This window comes from Gluconobacter sp. ESL1110 (genome assembly GCF_058107395.1).
This window is the reverse complement of record NZ_JBYLUK010000007.1, coordinates 481,202-506,129: the sequence shown is the minus strand read 5'-3', so window position 1 is coordinate 506,129 and position 24,928 is coordinate 481,202. Positions and strand designations below refer to the sequence as shown.

Genomic DNA, 24,928 nt, shown 5'->3' with positions numbered 1-24,928 from the left:
TGAGTCCGCGACTGCCAATGCAGCAATCAGAACTGATGTTCTGACTTTACACAAAATACAATTTCAAGGGTAAGACCGGAAACGGAGCTTGGTGGGCACACAAGGGCTCGAACCTTGGACCCGCTGATTAAGAGTCAGCTGCTCTACCAACTGAGCTATGTGCCCGTCGCTCCGTTTCCGGTGAGGCGCGTTATAGAGCGAACTCCGTGGGTTGTGCAAGAGGGATTTTCAGGAAAAACAAATAAATCTGAAAATCCCTCACAAAACAGTAGCTTAAGACTGATTCAAAAGTCGCATGAGGCTCTCGAATTGTTCGAGAGACCGATAATCGATCTTGAGTGAGCCGCCTTTTTTACCATCGTAGGAAATATGAACTTTCAGGCCAAGACGAAGAGCGAGGTCTTCTTCGATCTGAACAATTTCAGCATTTCGCCGGCTTTTGGGGGCAAGCTTCTTCTCCGATTTCTCAGCCGCAAGTGCTTCAGTCTGACGGACATTCAGGCCCTTTTCCAGAACGATCTTGGCGGCAGCCACTGGGTCAGGGTGGCCCAGCAGGGCACGAGCGTGACCGGCAGTTAACGCGCCTTGGCGTACATAGGCGCGCACTTCGGAAGGGAGGTTAAGCAGGCGCATCGTGTTGGTGATGTGTGGGCGGGATTTGCCAACAGCGCCGGCCAGCTCTTCCTGCGTTAGCGTATAATCATTAAGGAGACGCTGGAGCCCTTCAGCTTCTTCGATCGGGTTCAGGTCTGCGCGCTGAAGGTTCTCGACCAGTGCCGCAGCCATGGCATCCGTATCATCCAACTGGCGCACATGGACCGGCACACTGTGCAGTCCCGCAAGCTGCGACGCACGCCAGCGACGCTCACCGGCGATGATCTGATAGCGTTCCGGATTGGCAGGGTCTGGTCGAACCAGAAGAGGCTGAAGAATGCCTCTAGAACGAATGGAATTGGCCAGTTCTTCCAGGCGTTCGGGGTTCATATCCTGACGCGGCTGAAAGGGACTTGGTTCCAGCACATCGACGGGTAGGGAGGTATGCTGCTGCACTGGAGTATTGGCGCGTGTTGTGCGGGCAAGCTGAGGGGCCTGATCGCCCAGCAGGGCCGCAAGTCCACGACCGAGGCGCGGGGAAGTGTCCTTTTTGGCCATCGCAGCTTACGCCTTTGTCCTGTTCTCGGTTCGCTTCAGAAGTTCATCTGCAAGGGCCACATAGGCAACAGCGCCTGTGGAGCGTGCATCATAGTTCAGCACCGGACTGCCGTGGCTCTGCGCTTCGGAAATACGGATATTTCTCGGGATCAGTGTTTCGAGAACCTGGTCTCCGAAGAACCCCCGTGCATCCTGTGCGACGAGCTCTGAAAGGTTGTTTCGTCGATCATACATTGTCAGCACAATGCCTTCGAGATGCAGGTCTGCATTGAAAGCACGCCGCACCCGGTCAATGGTGCGGACAAGTTGACTGATTCCTTCGAGCGCAAAGAACTCACACTGAAGGGGAACCAGCACACTGTCGGCTGCAACCAGAGCGTTCAGCGTCAGGAGGCCAAGGCTGGGAGGGCAATCGATCAGGATGGTGTCGTAATCGCCTTCAAGGGCGCGGAGCGCATCGCGGAGACGATATTCCCGCCGCTCATCTGCAATCATCTCCAGTTCGGCACCTGCCAGTTCGTTATTGGCTGTGATGATCGAAAGATTCTCGAACTCGGTCGGCTGAGCAAGGGCATGTGGCTCTGCTTCCTGCATCAGAGCAGCATATGTGCCGACATTCCGCTGATCATACTCGATGCCTAATCCGGTCGAGGCATTGCCCTGTGGGTCCAGATCAACGAGCAGGACGCGCTGTTTCCGTGCCAGCGCAGCGGCCAGATTGATTGTGGTCGTGGTCTTGCCAACACCGCCCTTCTGGTTGGTGACGGCAATGATACGAGTGGTGGGGGATACGGAATTAGACGACACGCTTGAAATCACTGACCTTGATGATGGCTCCGCCGGGGTCGGTGCGGCTGGGAAGAATGGTAGATGTCATGTGCCAGTCGCGGCTTGCCTCGGTCAACTCATCCTGTGTCTTTATACCCTTGAGAAACAGACAAAATCCGTTTTCTTTCAGCAGAGGCCGGGCCCAGCCGAGCAGTTTGACCAAGGGAGCCAGTGCGCGAGCTGTGATGATATCCGCTTCTGGAGGATTGGCTGCTTCAATTCTTTTGGGAAGAACAGTGACATTGGCTTCGCAGATACGGCCAGCCTCTCGAAGGAATGCGCATTTCCGCTGATCGGATTCAATGAGCGTAACCGGATTACCCGTCGCGATGGCCAGAATGACACCCGGAAAGCCGCCACCAGAGCCGAGATCCGTAATAGTGGCGCCTTGTGGAATCTGGTCTGCGAGTTGCAGGCTGTCCTGAATATGGCGAGGCCAGAGTTGGCCTAAATCTTTCGGACTGACCAGATTGATCTTCGCATTCCACTGCACGAGCAGATCAGCGAAACGCTCCAGTCTGTCCTGCGTTTCACGTGAAACGGTGGTCATGACAGGGTCCTTACATGAGCCAGCAGAGCAACAAGCGCGGCAGGCGTTACGCCTCGAACGCGTTGTGCGGCTGCAAAGCTGGTCGGTCGGGCCTGAGTGAAACGCTCGCGCATTTCGTTACTCAGGCCGCCAATGGCTGTGTAATCCAGATCGTCTGGCAGTGCGATGGCACTTTCCGATGCAAGCTGTTTGATCTCACGGTCCTGCCTGTGCAGATAGCCACCATAGCGGGCTTCTGTTTCCACATGACGGCGGATGCGAAGCGGCAATTCTGCGAACCAGGGCGCCAGATCGAGAACTCTGGAATGATCACCATTGCTGGCCAGAACATCGAGAACGCTCCGGCGCCGTCCATCCAGTGAGACTTCAAACCCGACTTCTCTGAGTGTCTGTGGCAGGAATGTCGTCGAGGCCGCCTGAGACATAGCTGCGTCAATCTGGGTCTTCATATCCGTAAAGGCAGCAGCTCGTTCTGCCAGGACGCAGCCTGCATCGATGCCCTTCGGAGTTAGGCGGAGGTCAGCATTATCAGCACGAAGGATTAGACGATACTCGGCGCGCGAGGTGAACATCCGATAAGGTTCGCTAATGCCGTGCAGCGTCAGATCATCAATCATAACGCCCAGATAGGCATCGCTTCGATCCAGAATGAGTGGATCGTTTCCGGCTGTCGCGCGGGCGGCGTTTAGTCCAGCGAGAAGCCCCTGAGCGCCCGCTTCTTCATACCCCGTGGTGCCGTTGATCTGCCCCGCCAGATACAGACCCGGCAGACTACGCAACTGAAGCGATGGCAGAAGTTCGCGTGGATCGACATAGTCGTATTCCACGGCATATCCGGCAGTCACGATCCGGGCTTTTTCAAGACCCGGCATGGAAGCGATCATGAGTGCCTGAACATCAGCCGGGAGGCTGGTGCTGATTCCGTTCGGATAGACGAGGTCACCGCCCGGATTGCCAAGAAGTGCTTCGGGCTCCAGAAAAACCTGATGGGAAGAACGCTCTGCGAAGCGGACCACCTTGTCCTCAATTGAGGGGCAATAGCGTGGGCCACGCCCCGCAATGGCACCGCCATACATGGCGGAACGATGCAGGTTCTCGTTGATGATACGATGTGTTTCCGGCGTCGTCTGGCTGATGCGGCACGAGACCTGTTCATTCGTGATGCGATCCGTCAGTGGGCTGAAAGGCTCCGGAATATCATCACCGCGGTCTTCGGGAAGGTTGTCCCAGTCGATACTATCTTTGGCAATGCGGGGTGGTGTGCCGGTCTTGAGACGCCCCATGCGGAGATTGAGAGCCTCCAGACGCTCGCCCAATTTCGTTGCCGGGGCTTCCCCAATGCGCCCGGCGAGTTGCTGCTCATGCCCGACATGGATCACGCCGCGCAGGAAGGTACCTGTCGTGAGGACTACGGCACCGCAACTGAAGGACCGGCCATCTTCGCAGATAACACCGCAGATCTGTCCGTTTTCTTCAATCAGATCCCCAACCGCTCCAGCCATGATCGTCAGGTTGGGCGTTTCTGCTAGAAGGGTTTGAATGGCCGTCCGGTAAAGGGAACGGTCAGCCTGTGCTCGGGGGCCGTGAACGGCTGGCCCCTTGGAGCGATTGAGCAGTTTGAAATGGATACCCGCGCGATCCGCAGCCTTGCCCATCAGGCCATCCAATGCGTCGATCTCGCGCACAAGATGCCCTTTGCCGATTCCACCAATAGCAGGATTGCAGGACATGGCCCCGATGGTTTCGAGCTTGTGTGTCAGCAGGAGCGTTCTGGCTCCAAAGCGCGCAGACGCTGCGGCTGCTTCGCACCCGGCATGACCGCCGCCGATCACGATGACATCGAAATCGCTCAAAACCTACTTCCCGATACAGAACTGCCCGAAAATTGCATCGAGCAGGGATTCAACATCAACACGTCCCGTCAGACGCCCCAGAGCCTGCATGGAAAGGCGAAGCTCTTCGCCCCGCAATTCAGGCCAGGTGGCAGTCCGGGCGCGCTCCAGATGGGTGACGGCTTCCTGAATACCTGCACGATGGCGTGCCCGGGTCAGGGGCGGTGCACCGGCGCTAGCGGTCAGTGCCGAGACACGTTCCGTCAGTACGAACCGAAGTGCCGACAATCCATCACCTGTCTGGGTGCTGATGCCTAGCATGTTCGGCGGGGCAGATGCGATGTCGATTTTTGTACGAACCGCAATTTCATTGTCGGACAGTGCGTCTGCTGTTTCGTCTGGCCCAATCAGATGCAGGATAACGTCTGCCTGTTTCACGTGAAACAAAGCGCGCCGGATACCTTCTGCTTCGATCTCATCTTCCGTCTCACGAAGTCCCGCTGTGTCGATCAGCCGGAGGCGGACACCATTTAAAATCCAGTCAACGGCAATGGCGTCTCGTGTTGTTCCTGCGCGATGCGTGACGATTGCTGCATCATAACCAGATAAAGCATTGAGAAGGCTGGATTTTCCAACATTCGGAGAGCCTGCAATGACGACTGTTAACCCCTGTCGCAGCAGTTCGCCACGATTGTCCTGCAAGTGAGCGGACATTTCGTGATGGAGCGCTGACATTTCAGCCAGAAGAGTTTCCTCGACTTCTGGAGGAAGGTCTTCGTCCGGGAAGTCAATCAGAGCTTCCTGATGCGCTAAAACAAGCCGCAGTCGCTGCGCCCAGCCATCGTATAACCGACTGAGAGCCCCATCCGCTTGTTGAATTGCCTGTTTACGCTGGCTTTCCGTCTCGGAATCGACCAGATCGGCGATAGCTTCGGCTTGAAGAAGATCCAGTCGACCTTTTTGTACCGCACGTTTGGTGAATTCTCCTGGTTCAGCAGGCCTCGCCCCCAGATCAGTCAGAGCATCCGCAACGCGGGCAATAACGGCTGGTCCGGCATGAAGATGGAGTTCGAATCCGTCTTCGCCGGTGTAGGATTTCGGTCCCGGAAGCCAGAGCACCACGGCATGATCCAGAACCTCGCCCTGATGACGAAGGCTGCGAAGGCTGGCGCGTCGAGGTTCTGGGAGAGAACCGCAGAGGCTCTTGAGAAGTTCCGCACTTCCTGGTCCGCTGGCGCGCATAATGGCAATGGCCGCACGACCTGCACCTGTTGCCAGAGCAAAAATAACCTGCGGGGTCGAAAAGGAGATGGGGGTCATGCTCCTTATGTAATGCAGGATGTGGTTCTGTGAAAACGGATTGATGGCAAAAGAAAAAGGGTGGTTCGTTTCCGAACCACCCTTTCATGTCCAGGCTAACAAAGTTGGGAGAGGCTTACTGAGCCTGATCCACACCTGTGTGCGTCTGTGGGGAGAAGGTCCAGCCTTCGCCATAAGGCTGCGGCATATAGGCCATCCAGCCCTTGGAAGAAACATTCCATCCAGCCGTGGAAACCGGAGCACCCGTTGTGCGGAGCTTGCGGATATCCGAAGCGGACAGCGTGCCCGGAGCCTGGTTGCCCCAGCTCTTGCGCATGAAGTTGACGGCATCTGCGATCTGCTGGTCAGACAGATGATCGCGGAAGCCTGGCATGGCAACAGCGGACGGCGCCGTGTTCGTCGGAGGCAGGATGCCACCAAAAGTCACGATGTTCGCCATGGATGTTGCATCATCCGTAATAACAACCGGGTTGCCAGCCAGAGGCGGGAACATGCGGTTGACGCCCGTACCGTCGTTCATATGGCAGATGGAGCAGTTATGCAGATAAACCTCTGCGCCTGCGTCCCCCTTGCCACCGGCTTCAAGCAGGGCCGTAGCCTTGCCGTCATCCTGACCGAGGTTCTTGCCTTCTGGCACGGCCGGCATGCTCTTCAGGTACTTGGCGGTTGCGTGCAGATCGTTATCTGTCCAGTGCTGGGTGCTGTAAGCCACCACGTCGGCCATGCCACCGAAGACGGCAGAATGGTCGATACGGCCGCTCTTCAGGAACTCGGCAATGTCTTCTTCAGACCAGCGACCCAGACCCGTATCGCTGTTGCTGCGTAGGCTTGGAGCGATCCAGTTGTCGATCGGTGCGCCACCGGAGAGGTAAGCGTTGCCGTCTTTCGTCGTATAACCCTTGACCTGCATGGCCATGCCACGAGGTGTATGGCACTCGCCGCAATGGCCCGGGCCATTCACAAGATATTCGCCACGGGCAATTTCCGGATCGGAAATGCTTTTGTCGAGGCCAGGTGTCACTGTCGGAACAAACATGGCGCGCCAGATGGCCAGCGGCCAGCGCATGTTCATCGGCCAGGAAATGTCCGGTTCCTTGTTCTGACGGGCCACCGGCTTCACGCCATGCATGAAGAAAGCATACATGGCCTTGATGTCGTCATCAGACAGGCGGGCGAATTCAGGATATGGCATGGCCGGATAGACCGTTGCACCATCCTTGCGAATACCCTTGCGGATGGCCTTCGTGAAGTCTTCCAGCGTGTAGCTGCCGATACCGTATTTCGGGTCCGGCGTAATGTTGGTGGAGTAGATCGTGCCGATCGGGCTCTTGATCTCCAGACCACCAGCATAAGGCTGGCCGTGCAGCGCCGTGTGACAGGCGACGCAGTCAGACAGGCGAGCCACATAAGCGCCGCGCTGAATCAGGGCGTCATCAGCGTCCTGGGCTTGGGCAGCGCCGAAAGACACTGCCATAAGGCCGACTGCGGCCGCGTATTTCCATCCCTGTTTCATCTCAGATACCAGTCTGTCCCGAGTTAATGCCTTGAGCATGTCACGTCATTCCTTTCAGCGTGACGGTTTCCCGTCACGGATGGTCCGGCGTTGCAGGCGCAACCGAACCCTGAGGGACGTTGAGGAATTCAGCGTTGGGGACGCCTGCCTCATTCTCTCGGGCCTTGACTTCGTCTGCGTAGGACTCGTTGGCACGCTTCACAAGGAAGTTGCGGATGTCTTCGATTTCAGCCGGAGACATGGACGTATCGAAACGATCCATACCATAGGCCGTCAGAGCACCCTTGCCGACGAGCTTGTAGAACTTTTCCTGTCCGCGGATTGCACCGGACCAGCGCAGGTCTGGCAGAACGCCACCGGAAATGCCGTTATCGCCATGGCAGGCTGCGCAATAAGTCTGGAACTGGAAGTAGCCATCCTTGATCTTGGCTTCGTCCCACTTTTCAGGTGGCTTCACCGGAACAAACCCGAGCTCGTTCTTGGTCGGAAGCTTGTCACTGCCGTCGAGAGCGAATGCAATGATTCTGGAATGGTTGACCGTCCAGCCCGACGTGCGGGCAACGCCGCCGAGGAAGAACGGATAGATACCGCCCCAGCCCACTTCCACAGCGACATACTGCTTGCCGTGTGCCGTGTAGGTCACAGGCGGCGCGATGATGGCGCTCTGGGCTGGGAAGGTGAAGAGGTCCTTGCCCGTTGTCGCGTCGTAGGCATGGAACTCGCCATTGGCGAGACCCTGGAACAGAACGCCGCCAGCCGTAGCCAGAAGGCCACCATTCCATGGACCCTTGTGGTCAACAGTAAAGACAGCCTGCTGCTTTGCGGGATCCCACGCAACGATCCAGCCCTTCAGATCCTTCAGGAACTGGGCCTTGTCAGCCTTGTGCTGTGGATCGTTGTCATCCAGCAGACCGATCTTGTTCATGTCGAGGCCAAGGTTCCAGCTGTCGTGGTGAGCCTTGAAGCCACCCTTCTGCGGATCGTAAACGAACGGAACCTGCTGGGCCGGGATATAAACCAGCTTCGTCTGTGGGCTGTAAGCCATGGCAGCGAAGTTATGGCCACCCAGATCGCCTGGGATGCCGTACCAGGGCTTGCCGTTCAGCGTCCAAAGAGCTTCTGGATTATAGTTCGGGCGGCCTGTTACAGGATCCAGACCATTGGCCCAGTTCTCATAGGTGTAAGGCTTGCCGGAGATGAACTTACCGGTCTTGGCGTCGATGATGTAGAAGAAGCCGTTCTTTGGAGCGTGCACGAGCACATGGCGCATCTCGCCATTGATCGGCATGTCGAGCGCCATGATCTGCTGAACCGAGGTGTAATCCCACTGGTCCATCGGCGTTTCCTGGAAATGCCAGACGTATTTACCGGTGTCAGGATTGATGGCCACGATGCTGCCGAGGAAGAGGTTGTTACCCTTTCCTTCAGAACGGAACTTGTAGTTCCATGGCGAACCGTTACCTACGCCCAGATAAACGAGATCCGTCACCGGATCATAGATCAGGGAGTCCCAGACGGTACCGCCGCCGCCCTGCTGCTTCCATGCGCCGCCCTTACCCCATGTCGGGTAAGCCTTGGACATCAGAACATCGTCAGACGCTGCGCCATCCGGCTTGTTGTCAGGGTTCGGAACCGTGAAGAAACGCCAGTCCATTTTGCCGGTTTCGGCGTCATAGGCTGTGACGAAACCACGGGCACCGAATTCTGCACCACCGTTACCGACGATAACCTTGCCCTTGGCAATACGCGGAGCGCCATCAAGCGTGTAAGAGCGCTGATGACCCAGCTGGGCTTCCTTGGGAACCGTATAGACGCTCCAGACCAGCTTGCCGGTCTTGGCATCCAGTGCGATCAGACGGCCGTCAAACGTGCCGAAATAGACCTTACCGTTCCAGTAGGCTGCACCACGGTTGACCGTATCGCAGCAGCCGCGGTCAGCGATGTTGCCTGGAACTTTAGGATCGTAGGACCACAGCAGCTTGCCGGTCGCTGCATCCAGAGCCTTCATTTTGCTCCAGTTGGTGGTGGCGTACATGACGCCATCAACGATCAGCGGCGTACCTTCCTGACCACGATTGGTATCCAGATCGTAGTGCCATGCGAGCTTCAGGTTGCTCGCATTGTCCTTGGTGATCTGATCCAGCGGGCTGTATCGCTGCTCGGAATAGGTCCGGCCATAGCTCATCCAGTCTCCCGGATGCTGGTCGGCGTTTGTAATGGCTGTCCCTGTGTCCTCAGCTAGGGCGACAGGAGAGGCGGCGCAGAATGCCAAAGCGGCAGCGCAACCCAGAAGGCGCTTCTTCGTAACGTTGATCGGCGTCAGTAGACCAGAAACCATGATCCGACTGTCCTCTTTGCAAAGACTGTTCCTGTTACTGGTATTTCGGACCCCTTAAGTCCTGATAGGCTCCTCTCACGCGATAAAGGTGCCATCAGTTTCTCAAGTTGTCTGGAAAACCAGCATCACGAGAACTTACTACTCCTTATTTTATTGTTTGTAGAAAACTGGGCTTCTGACGTTTCCGTGAGCGGTATGTTTGAGAAATAGTCTTCTTGATTAGATGAGAATTATTCTTAATAAGAAACAAGCAAACATCTTTGGTACCTGTCGCAGGTTTGAGACAAAAAATGGCAGTTTCTCAACAAGGTGAGTAATATTTCGTAAAATCATACAAAAATGATCCCATATGTTATTTGAGAATACCGGCTTCCCGGCATATGCGTGACACGCATGTGTTTTTTTCATAGGGACTCTTTTAGGGAAGCATGATTGACGCTTTCCTGGGGATGAGGCAGCGTATCTGCATGCCACAGCTTTCCTGTCATTCCCCTCTTGGAGCCCTGACCATCAGCGAAGATGAAGGGCGTATTGTTGCTCTTGATTGGGGCTGGGGCCGCGATCAGGAAGAGACGCCACTTCTGGTGAAGGTCCGCGATCTTCTTGAAAAATATTTCGATGGGGAGGCCGTTGATTTCAGTGTGCTTCCATTCTCGCCTGACGGAACGCCTTATCGTCAAAAAGTCTGGAAAGCCTTGCTGCAAATTCCTCATGGAGAAACCCGCACCTATGCCGAGATTGCTACTCAGGCTGGAGGCTCTGCGCGCTCTGTTGGAGGAGCCATGGGAGCCAATCCTATTCCGGTTCTCATTCCCTGTCACCGTGTCGTAGGCACAACCGGGCTCGGTGGTTATTCCGGACTGAATGGTATTGAAGACAAGAAAATCCTCCTTGATCTCGAAAAAGGCGACTGAAAACGCCAATAAAAAAGGGGAGCAAACGCTCCCCTTTTTTGCATGAACAGAAAACGGATCAGTTGTTCATGGCTTCGAAGAAGTCGTGGTTGGATTTGCTGTATTTCAGCTTGTCCAGCAGGAAGTCCATAGCATCCATCGTGCCCATCGGTGCGAGGATACGGCGCAGGACCCACATCTTGGACAGTTCAGCACGGTCAACCAGCAGTTCTTCCTTACGCGTGCCCGACTTGGTGATGTCGATAGCAGGGAAAGTCCGCTTGTCAGCCAGTTTGCGATCCAGGATGAGTTCGGCGTTACCGGTGCCCTTGAACTCTTCGAAAATCACTTCGTCCATACGCGAACCGGTATCGATCAGCGCGGTGGCGATGATGGTGAGCGAGCCACCTTCTTCGATATTACGGGCTGCACCGAAGAAGCGCTTTGGGCGCTGCAGAGCGTTGGCGTCCACACCGCCGGTCAGTACCTTGCCTGATGATGGCACAACAGTGTTGTAGGCGCGGGCCAGACGGGTGATGGAATCCAGAAGGATCACGACGTCACGCTTGTGCTCAACCAGGCGCTTGGCCTTTTCGAGAACCATTTCCGTCACCTGAACATGGCGTGTTGCTGGTTCATCGAAGGTGGAGGAAACGACCTCACCGCGCACAGAGCGGGCCATGTCCGTCACTTCTTCCGGACGTTCGTCGATCAGAAGAACGATTAGAAAAACTTCTGGATGGTTTGCTGAGATCGAGGCTGCGATGCTCTGGAGCATCACGGTCTTACCCGTACGCGGCGGAGCGACGATCAGGGCGCGCTGGCCCATACCGATCGGCGTGACAAGGTCGATGACACGAGGCGTGTAATCGCGCTGGTCTTTCTTGCCCTTGCTGCGAGGAGATGTCTCGGAAATAGCGGGCTCGGACTGTTCAACTTCCATCTTCAGGCGACGCTCAGGGTAGAGCGGCGTCAGGTTATCGAAGTTGATACGCGTCCGGACGACGTCCGGGTCTTCGAAGTTGATGGTGTTGACCTTGAGGAGCGCGAAGTAACGCTCGCCATCACGCGGGGCGCGGATCTGGCCTTCAACCGTATCTCCGGGGCGCAGACCGAAACGGCGGACCTGCGTCGGGGAAATGTAGATATCGTCTGGGCCGGGAAGATAATTTGCTTCCGGGCTCCGCAGGAAACCAAAACCATCCGGCAGGATTTCCAGTGTCCCCTCGCCGTAGATCGCCTGATCGCGCTCGGCAAGGGTCTTGAGGATAGCAAACATGATGTCCTGCTTGCGCATGGACGAGACGTTCTCGATCTCCAGTTCCTCTGCATAAGCCAGCAGATCGGCCGGAGATTTTTTCTTGAGTTCGGCGAGATGCATGAAAAACGCGCCTTATGTGCCCTTGGGGCAAACCTTATGGGGGAAGGATGGGCCTGCCTGATGCTGAATGATCAGAACAGAGGCTACGGACGTCAGGCACCTTTTCAGGGCGTGGCATCGGAAGCAAACGTCATCCGGTTAGGAAAGGAGACCGGGTGGCTAGATAACCACCAGGAAGTCCCCGTTGGATTACCGGAGCGCGCGAAGGAGTGTCAAGCCTGACGCGCTCGGTGACATGACTTTGATATGAATCAATGGGTCAGCATGGCATCTGCCGTGCGAAGGGCCAGAGCCATGATGGTAAGGGCGGGGTTGGCAGCGGTGGCACTTGGGAAGGTAGAGTGATCGCTGATCCACAGGTTATTGATATCGAAGCTCTGCCCGTAAGGCGTCACAACAGCAGAGCCGGAATCTTTCCCCATACGCGCCGTGCCCATCATGTGGGCCGCCCGATCAAGAATACGAAGATCCTTCGCGCCAATGGCGTTCCACATACGGGTCAGCAGGCGGGAGGCATGCGCATGCATGGCCAGTTCGTTAGGGCCATAGCTGTGCGTGATGAGAGGTTTCGGGATACCGAAGTGGTCTTTTTCGTCTGAGAGCACAACGCGGTTTTCGGGGCTGGGCATGCAGTCGCCGTGGATACCCATGCCGATGCTTCGATTATACCCTGCGAGTGTACGGACAAGATCTGCCCCACGACGGGTAGACCCACGTGCGATGTTGGAAGCCCAGGTGATGGGCATCATGCCAAGAGATTGAATCAGATATCCCCCAGCGAAATCTGCGTCTTTCGGGCGCATCATGTCTTCAGTAATTGTCAGGGAAGGATAACCGCGATTGGGGCGAACCTCCTGGTCAATCTCGCCCCAGATCTGGGTTGAGATATGAGTCATGTAATTTTCCCCAACCTGCCCTGAACTGTTAGCCAGCCCGTTATGCAGAAGCAGACGGGCAGTTTCGACAGCACCGGCAGACAGAACCAGTTTCTCGCAGCGCTGTCGAATATCCTGGCCATTCTGCTTATAGACAACACCTGTCACGCGACCGGCCTGGTCTGTTTCAATGGTATGAACGAAACAACCCGGTCGTATTTCGGCGCCATATGCAACAGCCAGCGGAAGCCATGTGTTGTCAGTGCCTGATTTTGCACCATTCCGGCATCCCTGATGACAGGCTCCACAACTGACACAGCCTTGCCGTTCACCAAAATACGGTTGATTGAAAGGTCGTGTGATCAGCGCTGTTGGACCATCAGCATGACGAAGGCCTAAAGCGTCGCAGGCGTCGCGCATTTTCAGGGCTGCCGGATTTGCTGGCGGGGGCGAGTAGGCATATTGCCGGGAGGGATCCCATGGATATTGGGCCGGGCCAGAGACACCAATGAAGGATTCTACTTCTTCAATGTAAGGAAGCAGTTCCTCGTAACGGAAAGGCCAGTCCACGCTGCGGCCCGTTTCCGTATGAAGCTGGAAGTCCCGGGCGTCCGGGCGAGGGAGAAAGGCTCCATAGTGCAGCATGGATCCACCAACGCCCGTTCCACTATTATTGCCTCCGAAAGGCTGAGGATTACGCCCCCCGGAAAGACGTTCGTTAAGCCAGTAGATTTCGCGGGCTTCGATTTCGTCAGATGTATAATGTGCAGGTGTGAATTTCGGTCCGGCTTCCAGCACAAGAACGCTCTTGCCTGCCTGCGCCAGCCGTGCGGCGAGGGGCGCTCCGCCAGCGCCGCTTCCAACAATAATGACGTCCAGAATATCGGTCTCAGCATAAGTCTTCATTTTTCACATATGCCTTATGCTGCGGAGGAGATTTTTGTGGCAGGTTCGAAGTCTTTCCGTTCATTGGCTTGAACGGTTTCAAAACCCTGAAATCTTTCGTCACCACCGTTTAGGTTGGCAGACATTCCAAGTCTGTCCTGAACGCGGGGATCAGCCAGAAAACACTCGATAACGTCTGCCCGCAGATCGAGAGCCCATTTCTGCATCTGTGACGGGTTCAGACGGTTAGGCGTGTCCAAACCAACTTTCCCCTCTCCCATGGCATCCAGAAATGCCGCGACAGCGCTGTCTTCGAGCAAAGAAAAAGGGCGCTCAAATTGTGAAGTGGAAAGATCATTCAGAGTCAGGAGGGCTTGCTCCCACGCCTGGCTGTCGGAAGGAAGTTCTGCAAAACGCCAACCGTCCCGCGGTCCGCTCAAAGCCCTATCAACCCTCAAAGCAAGATTGAGCGTCTGTTGGCCCAAAACATCTTCCTGCGGCAAGAGAACGGTCACAAGGCGTTCCAAAACCGAAAAAGCGGTCGAAGAAAGCGTTCGTGGTGTGCCTGATGAATCTTCTTCGAGGCGTTCCTTCAGAATGTCATGAGTGCGGCGGGAAAGATGATCTGAGGCCAGAAAGGGAGGAAAATCAGACGAGTTTGTCATGTCGGCGTCCTTTGCTTCATTTTTCAAAGTCCCGGCATAGGGATAGTTCCTGTCTCCCGCTCAGGATCAAGATGCACTATCCTGCTTCAGTTATCCTGTCGGGCATCCGGCGGAATGAGAGTTAGAAGAGATCCATCCCCTGATCGGGGTGTTTGTGCAAGTGAGGAGAGACGATGGCGGTCGAGATCCGGGTGCCGGCGCTGGGAGAAAGCCTGACGACCGCGACTGTCGCGCGCTGGCTGAAGCAGGCGGGTGATTACGTTCAACATGACGAAACAGTTGTTGAACTTGAGACGGACAAGGTGAGCGTCGAGGTGACAGCACCTTCTGCCGGGCGCCTTGAGAACTGCATGCCGTTGGGGACGGAAGTGGAGATTGGTGGTCTTTTGGGGGAGGTCGATGAAACAGCTGAAGCACCAGCGGTGACCGCATCTGAAGTCCTGCCTGTCGAGGCGGTATCCTCTGAGCCTGTCGCGCCGCCGGTTGTTGAGCCTTCACCTGCGCCAAAACCGGCTTCCAGACCGGCAATCACGGAGCCTCCCGTTGTCGGTAATTCTGGAGATAATGTCTCTCGGGAACGTCGCGTTCCGATGTCGCGACTGCGGCAGACGATTGCACGAAATCTGAAAGCAGCACAGAATACGGCTGCAATCCTGACGACATTTAATGAAATTGACATGTCCGCGGCCAAGGCACTTCGGGCCGAATACAAGGATGAATTTGAAAAGAAACATGATGGTGCCCGACTGGGCTTCATGTCTTTCTTTGCCAGAGCCGTAGTTGGGGCACTTCGTGATTATCCAGCCCTGAATGCCCAGATTGAAGGGGATGAGATCGTTTATCGTGATTTCGTCAATCTCGGGATCGCGGTTGGAACAGAGCGCGGACTGGTTGTCCCCGTTCTTCATGACGCTGACCAGATGAGTTTCGCAGAACTGGAGCGTCGTATTGCGGATTACGGCAAACGTGCGCGAGTAGGGTCGCTCAAACTGGACGAGTTGTCACACGGGACGTTTTCAATCACGAACGGCGGTATTTTCGGATCGTTGCTTTCAACGCCAATTCTGAATACGCCGCAGTCGGGTATTCTGGGTATGCACGCCATTCAGGATCGTCCTGTTGTGCGTGACGGCCAGATCGTTGTCCGTCCCATGATGTATGTCGCATTGTCGTATGATCACCGTATTGTGGATGGACGGGAAGCTGTGAGCTTTCTTGTTCGTGTGAAACAGCTTGTTGAGGATCCGCGACGGCTTTTGCTCGATCTCTGATCTTTTCCGGAAGACGCAACGTTAAGGCGTTGTGTCTTTCGCTGAACGCTGGACGATTTACCGTTCCCCCGCGTTCATTTAACCATTGTGAACCGAGGGTCATCCCAGTTATGTCGCCTGCTTTCCGATCGTCTTATTCTTTCCAAGTTTTCGTATTGGCGACTGCTCTGGGAGGTGGCGTCCTGCCCCTGACAGCCTGCGCGCAGGCGGACAAGGCTTCAGCCGTGAAGCCACAGGCTGTTGCAGCAACGGGCATTATTGGAGATGTCCCAGTGCCGCCGCCCGCCACCAATGTACCGACGGATGTCGCGCCAGAAGTCCCTCCTGTAAACATTCCCCCTCTTCCGGTTCTCACCAACGCTGAAGCTCATAAAGAAGCTGCACGGCTGGAAAAAATGATGGCGAAGACCATCAAGGGATTTTCAACTTACAAACCTGAACGTCGGGAAACCTTTATCGCACTGGCCAGAGACGAGCTGTTAAAATCAAGAATGCCAATTTCACGTCCACAACTTATTATGATTGTGGATCGTAATGAAAAAATTCAGCGTCTAGACTTTGTTTTGGCGTTTCCAGATGAACCGTGGGTTTCAATCGGAGGCACACCTGTTTCCACTGGAACGACAGGTCGTAAGTACTATTACATAACACCTGTTGGCGTTTTTCAGAACACTGCGGATCGCCTAGGGTATCGTGCAGAGGGGACCAAGAATAAATACGGTATCCGTGGAATCGGTGCCAAAGGATCCCGCGTTTGGGATATGGGCTGGCAAACGGCCATGAAAGGCTGGTTGCCCAAGCACGAAACGGGGCAGATCAGGCTGGAAATTCACGCCACCGACCCTCAGTTCCTTGAGTGGCGTCTTGGACATCCTGCTTCTGAAGGGTGCATTCGTATCCCGGCAACCATGAATCACTTCATGGATCATTACGGCTTGATAGATGCTCTTTACGAGCAGGCCGCCGGCTATGATCCACGGTTCGCAGCTTTGTTACCAAAAGACCGGGAACAGACACCTCTTGCTGGAGACTTAGTCATTGTTGTGGATTCTGGTCCCTTAACAGAGCCGAAAATCGATCCTATTGCTGATAAAAGGCCGCTTCCATAAGGGTAGAAAACGTAACTATTACAAAATAAGTATGACGCTTCCGGGTAAACTGTATGAAATTTCCATGACGAAATGGTAATACAGGTTTTCAGTATCAGGAAGCATGAGTAATGAGCGTCTTCTCTACCACGGGAGTACGCGATTTCCATGAAAAACGTTCGAAAAGGTTTTGCCCTGTCTACAGGATTGGTAACGGGGTCGATTCTTTTTGGTTCTGCGGCTTATGCTTCGGATGCTAATTCGGATCATAAAAAGAAAGCACCTGAACAGGCTCCGAAAGTCGAGAAGCTAACGGTTCTTGGTCACGCATCCCGTATCGCTCCAGCAACAGTTCCTCTTGATATTACGCAACCGACATCAAAAATTCAGTCAGGATTTTTGATGAATAATATTATTCCGCTAGCAAGCGTTGACGATATTATTCAATTCCAGCCAAGCGTATTTTCCCAGAACCCCAATGGCCCGGGAATGGGAAAGGCTGAAACCATGAGTCTGCGTGGTTTTCAGGATGGCCAGTACAACATGACGTTTGATGGAATACCTTTCGGAAATGCAACAGATATGGGGCATACGACCTCTGCGTTGTTTATTTCGCACTTTCTTGGTGAGGCGCAGATTGACCGTGGACCAGGAACTGCTTCCACAATAGGGAACGCGACATTTGGCGGCACTATGGGATTTACATCTAAAAATCCCGCTGCACGAATGGGAACAACGCTTTACGGTACCTATGGTAGTTTTAATACTCGTGCAGGTGGAATTGAGTTCGATACAGGCAAGACCAGAATGGGTCGTGCATTTATCGATATGCAACATGAAGAAACCAACGGCTATCTGACCAATTCTTCTGAGCGTCGCAGCAATCTGATGTTCAAGGATGTTGTTGATCTTGCTCCAGAAACAACACTGACCATTGAAACGACCTATAACAAAGAGTGGCAGTATACGACTCAGGGGGCGACGCTTGCTGATTACAAGACGTATGGTAAAAATTATGGATTATGCAATGATCCGTCTAGGCAATGTTATTATGGATATCAGCCGAGTGTCTACACGTCTGATTTTGATTACATTGCCCTTAAAACCAAGCTTTTATCTTGGTTGACGCTCGAAAATCAGATTTACACAAGCGGTTTTGAGCACGATTATTCCGAGAGTACTGATGCAAGCCAACGGTCGACAGCAGCAAATGGCGTAACATTTTACAATGCCGCCGGAAAAAAGGTTGCAACCTATAAAAATGATATTCCCGGAAAATATGCTGATGCTTCTTATAGAACTTACGGTGATACGTTGCGTCTGAAAGGGCATACTTCCTATGGTGATATTCTTTTGGGAGTCTGGGCTGATGTTCAGAAAGATCGCCGTTATACATATGCCATTGATTTAAGTCGGAATTCCATTCCCGTTCCGGGGAAAACAGGTTCGCCATTCAGTTATGATATTTCAGATCTGAACACGACAATTCAGCCTTATCTTGAACTGAATGTTCATCCATGGAAAGGAGCAATAATCAAACCGGGTATAAAATATTCCATTTTTAAAAGGGATTATGATGCGGGTATAAATAAGGGAACAAAACTCCCGCTAAAAGATACGCAGAATTATGGATCGTGGCAGCCATCTATTGCGATAAATCAACGTATCATAAAAAACTGGAGCGCGTATGCACAGGTTGCCCGCGGGTTTCTTGCTCCGCCGTTGTCTGTTTTCCAGGTAAGTTCTGTCGGGAGTGTGAAGCCTGAAACAACCCTGAATTATCAGGTTGGTTCAGTTTATCATGGTCGCAACTGGATGCTGTCTCTGGATGGCTACTATATTAATTTCTCAAATTATATTGCTGCTGCACAGATTTATGTTCCTAATATTGGTACGACATCGACATATGTGAATAGCGGGGGGGCGGTTTACCGAGGGATTGAGCTCGAAGGCCAATACGTCATCGGCTACGGCTTTTCCCTGTATGGGAATTACAGTGTGAATGACGCGAAATATAAGCACAGCCATGTTCGCGTCGCGCAGACGCCGAATGCATTGGCGTCTTTCGGTCTGCTTTACGAAAGCGACCATGGTCCGTATTTTTCTCTTATGGGTAAATATGCTGGTAATCATTGGGGGCTGGACAGCACGACAAATGATGCGGGCGATACGGTTTTCAAAAACCAGTATAAAATTGGCAGCACTGTAACTGCTGATCTTGCCATGGGCTGGCGCATTCATCACATCGGTTCATTCTTCAGAGATGTGACGCCGAGTATCAAAATCGCCAACCTTTTTAATAATCGTTCGATTAGCGATTATGCAGGCACCCAGTCTTACGGAGATGCGCCGTTGTTCTGGCGTATTGCAGGACGGAGTGTTTTCTTCAACATGACCGCAACGATGCCATGATCCGTCAGATTTCTTCTCTGATTGTTCTTGTTGCTCTGGGAGGATGTGCCTCTCAGACGCAGGGAGACGTTCTGGAAAAGGTCGTTTTCCTGGGACGACATGGTATTCGTAGTCCTACAGTCTCTCCTCAGGAGATGCAGCACCGCACAGGGCATGTTTGGCCGGTGTGGTCTGTTGCCCCTGGAGAAATGACGGGCCATGGGGCAGATGCTTTAAGAGCAATGGTGCAAGCCGTTCGAGGGTATTACAGCCAGACATCCCTTTTCCGGTCTTTACAATCCTGTCAGGCGGTGGCGCAGGAGGCTGTTGTCTGGGCTGATACCGCCGATCACAGAACACGGCAGACAGGCGAAGTCTGGGCCAAGGAAATTGCGCCCGGATGTTCTTTGCAGGCCAGGTGGGCCTCTACGACCGCTGATCCGGTTTTTAATGCGCTTGGAAGCCCGGCGGCGTCAGTTGATTCCTCCGTCCTTGAGCGCGATTTTGATACAGCCAAGGATACACTGCCAGAGCCTGCTTCTGATGCAGCGTTAAAAGCGCTTCAGGGGCTTCTGGCTTCTAATGCATGCACAGAAAAGCCTGCTTCGTCGCAATGCTTGACTACTCCCACGACCCTTGAATGGAAAAAGGGAGTGCCTCGTCTTAAGGGGGGATTTGTAACGGGTGGAATGGCGGCAGAAAGTTTGCTTTTGACGTACGCCGAGGGGTTGCCGCTGACGGAGTTTGGGATCTCCGAGAGGGATGTTCCTCATATTCTTGAAACCGTTATGCCTGCACATGAAGCAGAAAACCACCTTCTGCGTCGTCTTCCAGAATATGCTCGAGCGCGCAATGGGATGATGGCGAAGAGTATTCGTGCGTTTCTTTCGGACCAGTTGGTGTATGCAATTCCGGGCATTCTGCCGTCAACGAAGGTACTGATTCTAGCGGGGCACGATACCAATCTGGCAGCCATGATGGCGTTATTTGGGGTGGACTGGTCCTTTTCGGATCAGCCTGATTCTACGGCACCGAATACCGTTCTGGCATTCGAGCGCTGGCGTCGTCCCGACGGCACACGAGAGGTCAGACTCAAGGTCTTTCATCAATCCCTGGAGGAACTGCGTGAGGCGAAGACCCCGGATATCGGGAAATCCGCCATTACGCTATCTCCTACGCAGCCGTTTTTTGCTCCCTAGTGCTAAGAACATCATGGAAAAACAAAAAAAAGCCCGGATGAGAAACATCCGAGCTTTTTCGTAGCAGCACTTAAGGAAGGCTTAGTGAGCCCAGCCTTCAGGAACCTTGCCGCCGTTCTTGGCCAGCTCGGCATAGACCTGCTTGATGAGCCAGACGTTCATCGTTGCTGAGTCGTCCGTGCTGCCCGTGTAGTGCAGTTCGCCTGCAAGCTGCTTACGTGCTTCCAGGGAGCTGTCGAGACCGAGCAGCTTCAGAAGATCCACAATCGAGGTCTTGTAGTTCAGCGGCTGGCCAGCCTTGGATGCCAGATCGGAAAGAACGGCATCCACGTCCACTGGTGCGGCTGGGGTAGCAGGTGCCGCAGCAGCCGGAGCGCCAGCGGAAGCCTGTGCATCAGCCGTGCCGGACGTTGGCGTGGCTGCTTCTGCATGTCCGAAAATCTTGGACATGATCGTGCTGAAAAGACCCATAGGAAACACTCCTGACGGTTTGAAAAAAGGTGTCGGGGTAGACAACGCCTACCCCTGTTACCTGTTCCGCTCAGTAACGATATTCTTCGTGCTTGAACGGACCGGCAACCGGAACGCCAATGTAATCAGCCTGCTTTGCGGACATCTTGGAAAGTTCGGCACCAACCTTTGCGAGGTGGAGGGCAGCGACCTTTTCGTCCAGAGCCTTTGGCAGGGTGTAAACCTTCACTTCGTACTGGCCTGGCTTGGCGGTCCAGAGTTCGATCTGGGCCAGCGTCTGGTTGGTGAAGGAAGCGGACATCACGAAGGACGGGTGACCTGTGGCGTTGCCAAGGTTTACGAGACGGCCTTCGGAGAGCAGGATGATGCGGCGGCCTTCGGCCAGCTCGACTTCGTCAACCTGCGGCTTGATGTTGTTCCAGCGATAGTTGCGCAGGGCTTCGACCTGGATTTCGCTGTCGAAGTGACCGATGTTGCAGACGATCGCACGGTCCTTCATTTCGCGCATGTGGTCGATCGTGATGATGTCCACATTGCCCGTGCAGGTGACGAAAATGTCGCCGCGCGGTGCTGCGTTTTCCATGGTGACGACTTCATAGCCTTCCATGGCGGCCTGAAGTGCGCAGATCGGGTCGACTTCGGTCACGAGAACGCGGCAGCCTGCATTGCGCAGGGAGGCAGCGGAACCCTTGCCCACGTCGCCGTAACCGGCAACCACGGCAACCTTGCCGGCCATCATGACGTCTGTGCCACGGCGGATGGCGTCCACCAAACTCTCGCGGCAGCCGTACAGGTTGTCGAACTTGGACTTCGTGACGCTGTCGTTCACGTTGATGGCCGGAACCTTCAGCGTGCCAGCCTTGGCCATCTGCCAGAGACGATGCACACCTGTCGTCGTCTCTTCGGACAGGCCGCGGACGTCCTTCAGGAGTTCCGGGAACTGGTCGTGCATCATGACCGTGAGGTCGCCGCCGTCATCGAGGATCATGTTCGGCGTCCAGCCGTCCGGACCTGTGATGGTCTGCTCGATGCACCAGTTGAATTCTTCTTCCGTCAGGCCCTTCCAGGCGAAGACGGGGATACCGGCCGCAGCGATGGCTGCTGCTGCGTGATCCTGCGTGGAGAAGATGTTACAGGACGACCAGCGGACCGTCGCGCCTAGAGCCGTCAGCGTCTCGATCAGCACGGCGGTCTGGATGGTCATGTGGAGGCAGCCAGCAATACGCGCACCCTTGAGCGGCTGGGTGTCCTTGTATTCTTCGCGGAGTGCCATCAGGCCGGGCATTTCGCCTTCAGCGATGGAGATTTCCTTGCGGCCCCAGTCTGCGAGGGAAATGTCGTGTACCTTGTAGTCCTGCGTGGTCATGATTGGCCCTTACTGCCCGTCTTGGATGGCAGCAGGTATAGAGGCTTGGTGGAGCCACGCAAAGTGTGGCTCCGTCGCATCTGGTCTGTGTCAGTTCGGCTGTGCGGTGTCGGTCTTGGTTTTGACCGTCCGCGGTGTCTGATGTGTGCGCTTCAGATGATGCCTGTATTCGGTCTTGCCCTGCTTTGTGGTGTCCGTCATGGCGTGAGGCGCCTGAGGGGCGGGCTGGTCCGGCTGTTCCGTGATGGTACGGGGGTTCGTCGGCAGGTGATTGGCAGGCTGGTCAATCGTGGAATTCTGCGCTTTCTGCGTCGCGGAACTGGACGTCTGGGGTTGATCGTTGCTCGGGCTGCTGACGGCCTGCGCGAAAGCTGCTGATGAAACGGCAGGGGAGGCCATGATAACGGCTGCGGCAAGCAGGGAGGCTTTCAGGCGAATGGACATGTCTTGAATTTTCCTCTGCAAAGGGAAGAGCTGGTTCCTCCGGGAATAATCTGATAACTCCCGGACAGCGTGACAGTTGCTCCGATGCAGCATATTGCGTCAGTTGCCCGGGCATGTCAGAGAACGGCAGATCACCTTCTGTCGTGTTGTTCGAAACCGGCGCAGGTCCAGAATACCCCCTGAAGAACAGGAGGCTGCCGTGTCAGAGAACCCCACTTACAACTTTCCTTTCACGGTGCTTGATCCGGCGTTCCAGGAAACTGGAAAACCTGCCTTCGCCAATGGTCTTGTCTGGGCTGTACATGCGATTCCGGGACAGGAATTGCGGTCTCTGGGGGCGGGCGAAGTTGAAGAGCTGTTGCTTCCGGGACGTGTGCCATCGTCCGAGGGGTGGTTCTGGCTTCATTTTGATACGGTTCACAGTTCTGCCCGATCCTTTGTCGCGCATCTGCCAGGGCTGCCGGAAGACGTGCGCGCCATGCTGGCGGAAACGGAGTACGGTATTGCGCTTGAGGCCGTTGATGATCTGATCTGGGGGGCGCTTCCGGCATTTGATGATGCATTGGCGGAAGACGACCGGGAAATCTGTGCCTGGCGTTTTGCCATGCGGCCTGACCTGCTGATTACGACGCGGCGGAACCCCATTCCTGTTCTGGGGGCGGCCTACCGGTCCCTCAGACCTGACCATATTCCGCCGACCCCTGCGGGCATTGTGGATCGGGCATTACGGGAATTTACGGGAACCGTGCGTCGGCAGCTTGGCCAGCTTGATGATGATCTGGATCGGGCAGAGGATGTTCTTCTGTTGATCGAGCATCGGTCTGATCTGGGGCATCTGGGTGGTATTGTCGGTAAGGTTCGCCGTCGGGCGACGGAACTCAGACGTGTTGTCACGCCGATTGATCGTGTTCTGAAGGATGAGGATCTGGACCTTCCCGAATGGGCGGAAGACGAACTCCGCGACCGTGCGGAGCGTCAGGTTCATGCAGCTTTGGATGATCTGATTGCTTTGCAGGACCGGGCGCGTTCCCTGCAGGACGAACTGGGGTCCAATCAGGCGGAAGAAACCAACCGTCGTCTGTACATTGTTTCGGTAGGAACGACGTTGATGCTGCCGGCGACCTTCGTGACCGGCTTCTTCGGTATGAACACGGGCGGCATGTTTCTGGCGCAGGGGGCGTGGGGAACAATCGAAGCCGGGTTTGTGTGTTTCGTGTTCATGGCCGTGACGTTTCTGTTCATGAAACTCGCACGATTGCTCTGAAAGTTTTAATGGGGCTGGATAAGGTCTTATGGTTTTCTGGTGAGGTTATTCATGACCAGATTTGCAGATAATATAGTCCGGAAATATTCCTCTGGATTGTAATCTGTTTCAGGACCTGAACACCCATGCGTGTATTCCAGATACTTCTTGCGCTGTCTCTTGTAACATTCGGGCTGGGGGCTTGCGGCTCTGGAATTTATACGCCTGAGACTACCAACGTAGCGCTCAAAGCTGATCCTTCAGGAGTGGTCGGAAAGTTCAGGATCACTGTAAGAGGGATTGTCTGGCACAATGACAGTCTGTTCCTGATATCGGATCAGAATTATCGGAATCCCAATGCTGTTGTCGTTATGCTTGATGACGATACGGTGAGGGATATTCTGAGGGGCAGGACACAAACGGCTGAGCAGTATTTTATGGGTCATGAGATTCTGGCTACCGGATTGGCCAGAAAAATTCGAATTGTTGTGAGGAATCGTGAGGGCAATCTGACAGGGGCGTCCTACGAACAGGTGCGCATCGTCATTGGAGATGCGGCTGATCTGGACGTTTTGTCCCGGTAACAACCGTTCTTCTGCAGTAGGGATATTTGGTACCGTTTTCCAAGCGGTGATGGGCTGGCTGACAACCCATCGTCGCTAGAGGATATAAAATCAGGGACTTTTCTTGGCAGGTCCGCTGGATGTTGCGGGGGTTTGGCCGAGAGCAGACGAGGTTGTGTTAGGATCTGTCGTCTGGCGCATGTCTGATTTTGTGGCGTCTGATTCCGGGGCGGGTGTTGTGGAAACCCCGTGAGGCTGTTCAGCAGCGTATTTTTCGAAAGCTTCTGGCGTGCCAACGAAGGCGCAGTCACACAGGTCCCGATCTGCATAGATGTAGCGCAGACCCTCAGGGGTTTTGCGTGTCAGGAAAACGTGTTGCGGCATGAGTTGCAGCTCTGCGCGGCGAGACGGAGAATTGGCGGGGTGTCTGACGAACCCTGCGGAGATGAGCTGCTTTTCCTGTGGGCTGGTATTGTCGTTAACGCAACCGGCGAGGCCGAGGGCGGCAGACAGCGCTGCGACAGGAAGGGAGAGGGAAGAAAGAGTTTTCAGCATATCAGTCTCCTAACAGCTTTGATGCCATGGGGTTTCATGGGCAGGGCCGATCTTACGGATATTGTCGAAGGGTAGGGGAAAAAGAAAATCTGTGCAGGAAATGGA

Annotated in this window: 21 protein-coding genes and 1 tRNA gene; 7 read left to right on the top strand and 15 right to left on the bottom strand. The window is 54.6% G+C overall.

The genetic code is table 11. The annotated features are described in order from the left end of the window. Positions 1 to 89: 89 nt before the first annotated feature. The 8 genes from AC3B6F_RS06400 to AC3B6F_RS06365 all read right to left on the bottom strand — a co-directional run bounded on the left by AC3B6F_RS06400 (position 90) and on the right by AC3B6F_RS06365 (position 9,533). Positions 90 to 165, bottom strand: a tRNA-Lys gene (locus tag AC3B6F_RS06400). A gap of 108 nt (positions 166 to 273) precedes the next feature. Next, the gene (locus AC3B6F_RS06395) at positions 274 to 1,152 is read right to left on the bottom strand and encodes a ParB/RepB/Spo0J family partition protein (protein ID WP_489823738.1); all 879 of its coding nucleotides are present in this window, start codon (positions 1,150 to 1,152) and stop codon (positions 274 to 276) included. A gap of 6 nt (positions 1,153 to 1,158) precedes the next feature. Next, on the bottom strand, positions 1,159 to 1,959 hold the full coding sequence (locus AC3B6F_RS06390; protein WP_034880827.1) for a ParA family protein: 801 nt from the start codon (positions 1,957 to 1,959) through the stop codon (positions 1,159 to 1,161). Beyond that, a complete protein-coding gene (rsmG, locus tag AC3B6F_RS06385; protein ID WP_489823737.1) occupies positions 1,949 to 2,530 on the bottom strand; it encodes a 16S rRNA (guanine(527)-N(7))-methyltransferase RsmG in 582 nt (193 codons plus the stop codon). The genes AC3B6F_RS06390 and rsmG overlap by 11 nt, the downstream gene beginning before the upstream one ends. Continuing rightward, the gene (gene mnmG, locus AC3B6F_RS06380; protein WP_489823736.1) at positions 2,527 to 4,383 is read right to left on the bottom strand and encodes a tRNA uridine-5-carboxymethylaminomethyl(34) synthesis enzyme MnmG; all 1,857 of its coding nucleotides are present in this window, start codon (positions 4,381 to 4,383) and stop codon (positions 2,527 to 2,529) included. Before mnmG ends, rsmG begins: the two co-directional genes overlap by 4 nt. A gap of 3 nt (positions 4,384 to 4,386) precedes the next feature. Further along, a complete protein-coding gene (mnmE, locus tag AC3B6F_RS06375) occupies positions 4,387 to 5,682 on the bottom strand; it encodes a tRNA uridine-5-carboxymethylaminomethyl(34) synthesis GTPase MnmE (protein ID WP_489823735.1) in 1,296 nt (431 codons plus the stop codon). Positions 5,683 to 5,797: 115 nt separating this feature from the next. Beyond that, positions 5,798 to 7,234, bottom strand: a complete 1,437-nt coding sequence (locus AC3B6F_RS06370; protein ID WP_489823734.1) for a c-type cytochrome — start codon at positions 7,232 to 7,234, stop codon at positions 5,798 to 5,800. 34 nt (positions 7,235 to 7,268) lie between these two features. Beyond that, on the bottom strand, positions 7,269 to 9,533 hold the full coding sequence (locus tag AC3B6F_RS06365) for a PQQ-dependent dehydrogenase, methanol/ethanol family (RefSeq protein WP_010504410.1): 2,265 nt from the start codon (positions 9,531 to 9,533) through the stop codon (positions 7,269 to 7,271). A gap of 428 nt (positions 9,534 to 9,961) precedes the next feature. On the opposite strand from AC3B6F_RS06365, the gene AC3B6F_RS06360 reads away from it, so the two are divergent. Continuing rightward, a complete protein-coding gene (locus AC3B6F_RS06360; RefSeq protein WP_034880829.1) occupies positions 9,962 to 10,447 on the top strand; it encodes a methylated-DNA--[protein]-cysteine S-methyltransferase in 486 nt (161 codons plus the stop codon). 58 nt (positions 10,448 to 10,505) lie between these two features. Here AC3B6F_RS06360 and rho read toward each other — a convergent pair whose 3' ends face one another. From rho to AC3B6F_RS06345, 3 genes are all read right to left on the bottom strand, one after another. After that, positions 10,506 to 11,807, bottom strand: a complete 1,302-nt coding sequence (rho, locus tag AC3B6F_RS06355) for a transcription termination factor Rho (protein ID WP_489823733.1) — start codon at positions 11,805 to 11,807, stop codon at positions 10,506 to 10,508. A 251-nt stretch (positions 11,808 to 12,058) separates the two neighbouring features. After that, the gene (locus AC3B6F_RS06350) at positions 12,059 to 13,588 is read right to left on the bottom strand and encodes a GMC family oxidoreductase (RefSeq protein WP_489823732.1); all 1,530 of its coding nucleotides are present in this window, start codon (positions 13,586 to 13,588) and stop codon (positions 12,059 to 12,061) included. Positions 13,589 to 13,602: 14 nt separating this feature from the next. Further along, a complete protein-coding gene (locus AC3B6F_RS06345; protein ID WP_489823731.1) occupies positions 13,603 to 14,232 on the bottom strand; it encodes a gluconate 2-dehydrogenase subunit 3 family protein in 630 nt (209 codons plus the stop codon). A 173-nt stretch (positions 14,233 to 14,405) separates the two neighbouring features. Here AC3B6F_RS06345 and sucB point away from each other — a divergent pair, with 173 nt between their 5' ends. From sucB to AC3B6F_RS06325, 4 genes are all read left to right on the top strand, one after another. Then, on the top strand, positions 14,406 to 15,503 hold the full coding sequence (gene sucB, locus AC3B6F_RS06340; protein ID WP_489823730.1) for a dihydrolipoyllysine-residue succinyltransferase: 1,098 nt from the start codon (positions 14,406 to 14,408) through the stop codon (positions 15,501 to 15,503). A 110-nt stretch (positions 15,504 to 15,613) separates the two neighbouring features. Further along, complete coding sequence (locus AC3B6F_RS06335; protein ID WP_489823729.1) at positions 15,614 to 16,612, top strand: L,D-transpeptidase; 999 nt, start codon at positions 15,614 to 15,616, stop codon at positions 16,610 to 16,612. A 147-nt stretch (positions 16,613 to 16,759) separates the two neighbouring features. Further along, entirely contained in the window at positions 16,760 to 19,003 is a 2,244-nt protein-coding gene (locus AC3B6F_RS06330; RefSeq protein WP_489823728.1) for a TonB-dependent receptor, read from the top strand. After that, positions 19,000 to 20,181 (top strand): histidine phosphatase family protein, encoded by a 1,182-nt coding sequence (locus tag AC3B6F_RS06325; RefSeq protein WP_489823727.1) that lies wholly within the window; start codon positions 19,000 to 19,002, stop codon positions 20,179 to 20,181. The genes AC3B6F_RS06330 and AC3B6F_RS06325 overlap by 4 nt, the downstream gene beginning before the upstream one ends. 81 nt (positions 20,182 to 20,262) lie before the next feature. Here the strand turns inward: AC3B6F_RS06325 and AC3B6F_RS06320 are convergent, their stop codons facing one another. The 3 genes from AC3B6F_RS06320 to AC3B6F_RS06310 form a co-directional block, all read right to left on the bottom strand. Next, positions 20,263 to 20,652 carry a DUF3597 domain-containing protein gene (locus AC3B6F_RS06320; protein WP_007282989.1) on the bottom strand — a complete coding sequence of 130 codons (390 nt, stop codon included), beginning with the start codon at positions 20,650 to 20,652 and terminating at the stop codon, positions 20,263 to 20,265. A 70-nt stretch (positions 20,653 to 20,722) separates the two neighbouring features. Then, positions 20,723 to 22,018 carry an adenosylhomocysteinase gene (ahcY, locus tag AC3B6F_RS06315; protein WP_489823726.1) on the bottom strand — a complete coding sequence of 432 codons (1,296 nt, stop codon included), beginning with the start codon at positions 22,016 to 22,018 and terminating at the stop codon, positions 20,723 to 20,725. A 90-nt stretch (positions 22,019 to 22,108) separates the two neighbouring features. Further along, positions 22,109 to 22,462, bottom strand: coding sequence for a hypothetical protein (locus tag AC3B6F_RS06310; protein WP_062023457.1), 354 nt, complete (start codon positions 22,460 to 22,462; stop codon positions 22,109 to 22,111). Between the two features lie 199 nt (positions 22,463 to 22,661). Here AC3B6F_RS06310 and AC3B6F_RS06305 point away from each other — a divergent pair, with 199 nt between their 5' ends. Together AC3B6F_RS06305 and AC3B6F_RS06300 are read left to right on the top strand one after the other, a co-directional pair. Beyond that, positions 22,662 to 23,726, top strand: a complete 1,065-nt coding sequence (locus AC3B6F_RS06305; RefSeq protein ID WP_010504434.1) for a transporter — start codon at positions 22,662 to 22,664, stop codon at positions 23,724 to 23,726. A 125-nt stretch (positions 23,727 to 23,851) separates the two neighbouring features. Beyond that, positions 23,852 to 24,289 (top strand): hypothetical protein, encoded by a 438-nt coding sequence (locus AC3B6F_RS06300; RefSeq protein ID WP_211567897.1) that lies wholly within the window; start codon positions 23,852 to 23,854, stop codon positions 24,287 to 24,289. A 90-nt stretch (positions 24,290 to 24,379) separates the two neighbouring features. Here AC3B6F_RS06300 and AC3B6F_RS06295 read toward each other — a convergent pair whose 3' ends face one another. Continuing rightward, entirely contained in the window at positions 24,380 to 24,823 is a 444-nt protein-coding gene (locus AC3B6F_RS06295; protein WP_489823725.1) for a hypothetical protein, read from the bottom strand. Positions 24,824 to 24,928: the final 105 nt, after the last annotated feature.

What these genes read in the sequence shown, in the direction of transcription:
- AC3B6F_RS06395 (WP_489823738.1), bottom strand. Translation starts at nt 1,152, where the DNA reads ATGGCCAAAAAGGACACTTCCCCGCGCCTCGGTCGTGGACTTGCGGCC.
- rsmG (WP_489823737.1), bottom strand. Translation starts at nt 2,530, where the DNA reads ATGACCACCGTTTCACGTGAAACGCAGGACAGACTGGAGCGTTTCGCT.
- mnmE (WP_489823735.1), bottom strand. Translation starts at nt 5,682, where the DNA reads ATGACCCCCATCTCCTTTTCGACCCCGCAGGTTATTTTTGCTCTGGCA.
- AC3B6F_RS06370 (WP_489823734.1), bottom strand. Translation starts at nt 7,234, where the DNA reads ATGCTCAAGGCATTAACTCGGGACAGACTGGTATCTGAGATGAAACAG.
- AC3B6F_RS06365 (WP_010504410.1), bottom strand. Translation starts at nt 9,533, where the DNA reads ATGGTTTCTGGTCTACTGACGCCGATCAACGTTACGAAGAAGCGCCTT.
- AC3B6F_RS06360 (WP_034880829.1), top strand. Translation starts at nt 9,962, where the DNA reads ATGATTGACGCTTTCCTGGGGATGAGGCAGCGTATCTGCATGCCACAG.
- rho (WP_489823733.1), bottom strand. Translation starts at nt 11,807, where the DNA reads ATGCATCTCGCCGAACTCAAGAAAAAATCTCCGGCCGATCTGCTGGCT.
- AC3B6F_RS06350 (WP_489823732.1), bottom strand. Translation starts at nt 13,588, where the DNA reads ATGAAGACTTATGCTGAGACCGATATTCTGGACGTCATTATTGTTGGA.
- AC3B6F_RS06345 (WP_489823731.1), bottom strand. Translation starts at nt 14,232, where the DNA reads ATGACAAACTCGTCTGATTTTCCTCCCTTTCTGGCCTCAGATCATCTT.
- sucB (WP_489823730.1), top strand. Translation starts at nt 14,406, where the DNA reads ATGGCGGTCGAGATCCGGGTGCCGGCGCTGGGAGAAAGCCTGACGACC.
- AC3B6F_RS06335 (WP_489823729.1), top strand. Translation starts at nt 15,614, where the DNA reads ATGTCGCCTGCTTTCCGATCGTCTTATTCTTTCCAAGTTTTCGTATTG.
- AC3B6F_RS06330 (WP_489823728.1), top strand. Translation starts at nt 16,760, where the DNA reads ATGAAAAACGTTCGAAAAGGTTTTGCCCTGTCTACAGGATTGGTAACG.
- AC3B6F_RS06325 (WP_489823727.1), top strand. Translation starts at nt 19,000, where the DNA reads ATGATCCGTCAGATTTCTTCTCTGATTGTTCTTGTTGCTCTGGGAGGA.
- AC3B6F_RS06320 (WP_007282989.1), bottom strand. Translation starts at nt 20,652, where the DNA reads ATGGGTCTTTTCAGCACGATCATGTCCAAGATTTTCGGACATGCAGAA.
- ahcY (WP_489823726.1), bottom strand. Translation starts at nt 22,018, where the DNA reads ATGACCACGCAGGACTACAAGGTACACGACATTTCCCTCGCAGACTGG.
- AC3B6F_RS06310 (WP_062023457.1), bottom strand. Translation starts at nt 22,462, where the DNA reads ATGTCCATTCGCCTGAAAGCCTCCCTGCTTGCCGCAGCCGTTATCATG.
- AC3B6F_RS06300 (WP_211567897.1), top strand. Translation starts at nt 23,852, where the DNA reads ATGCGTGTATTCCAGATACTTCTTGCGCTGTCTCTTGTAACATTCGGG.
- AC3B6F_RS06295 (WP_489823725.1), bottom strand. Translation starts at nt 24,823, where the DNA reads ATGCTGAAAACTCTTTCTTCCCTCTCCCTTCCTGTCGCAGCGCTGTCT.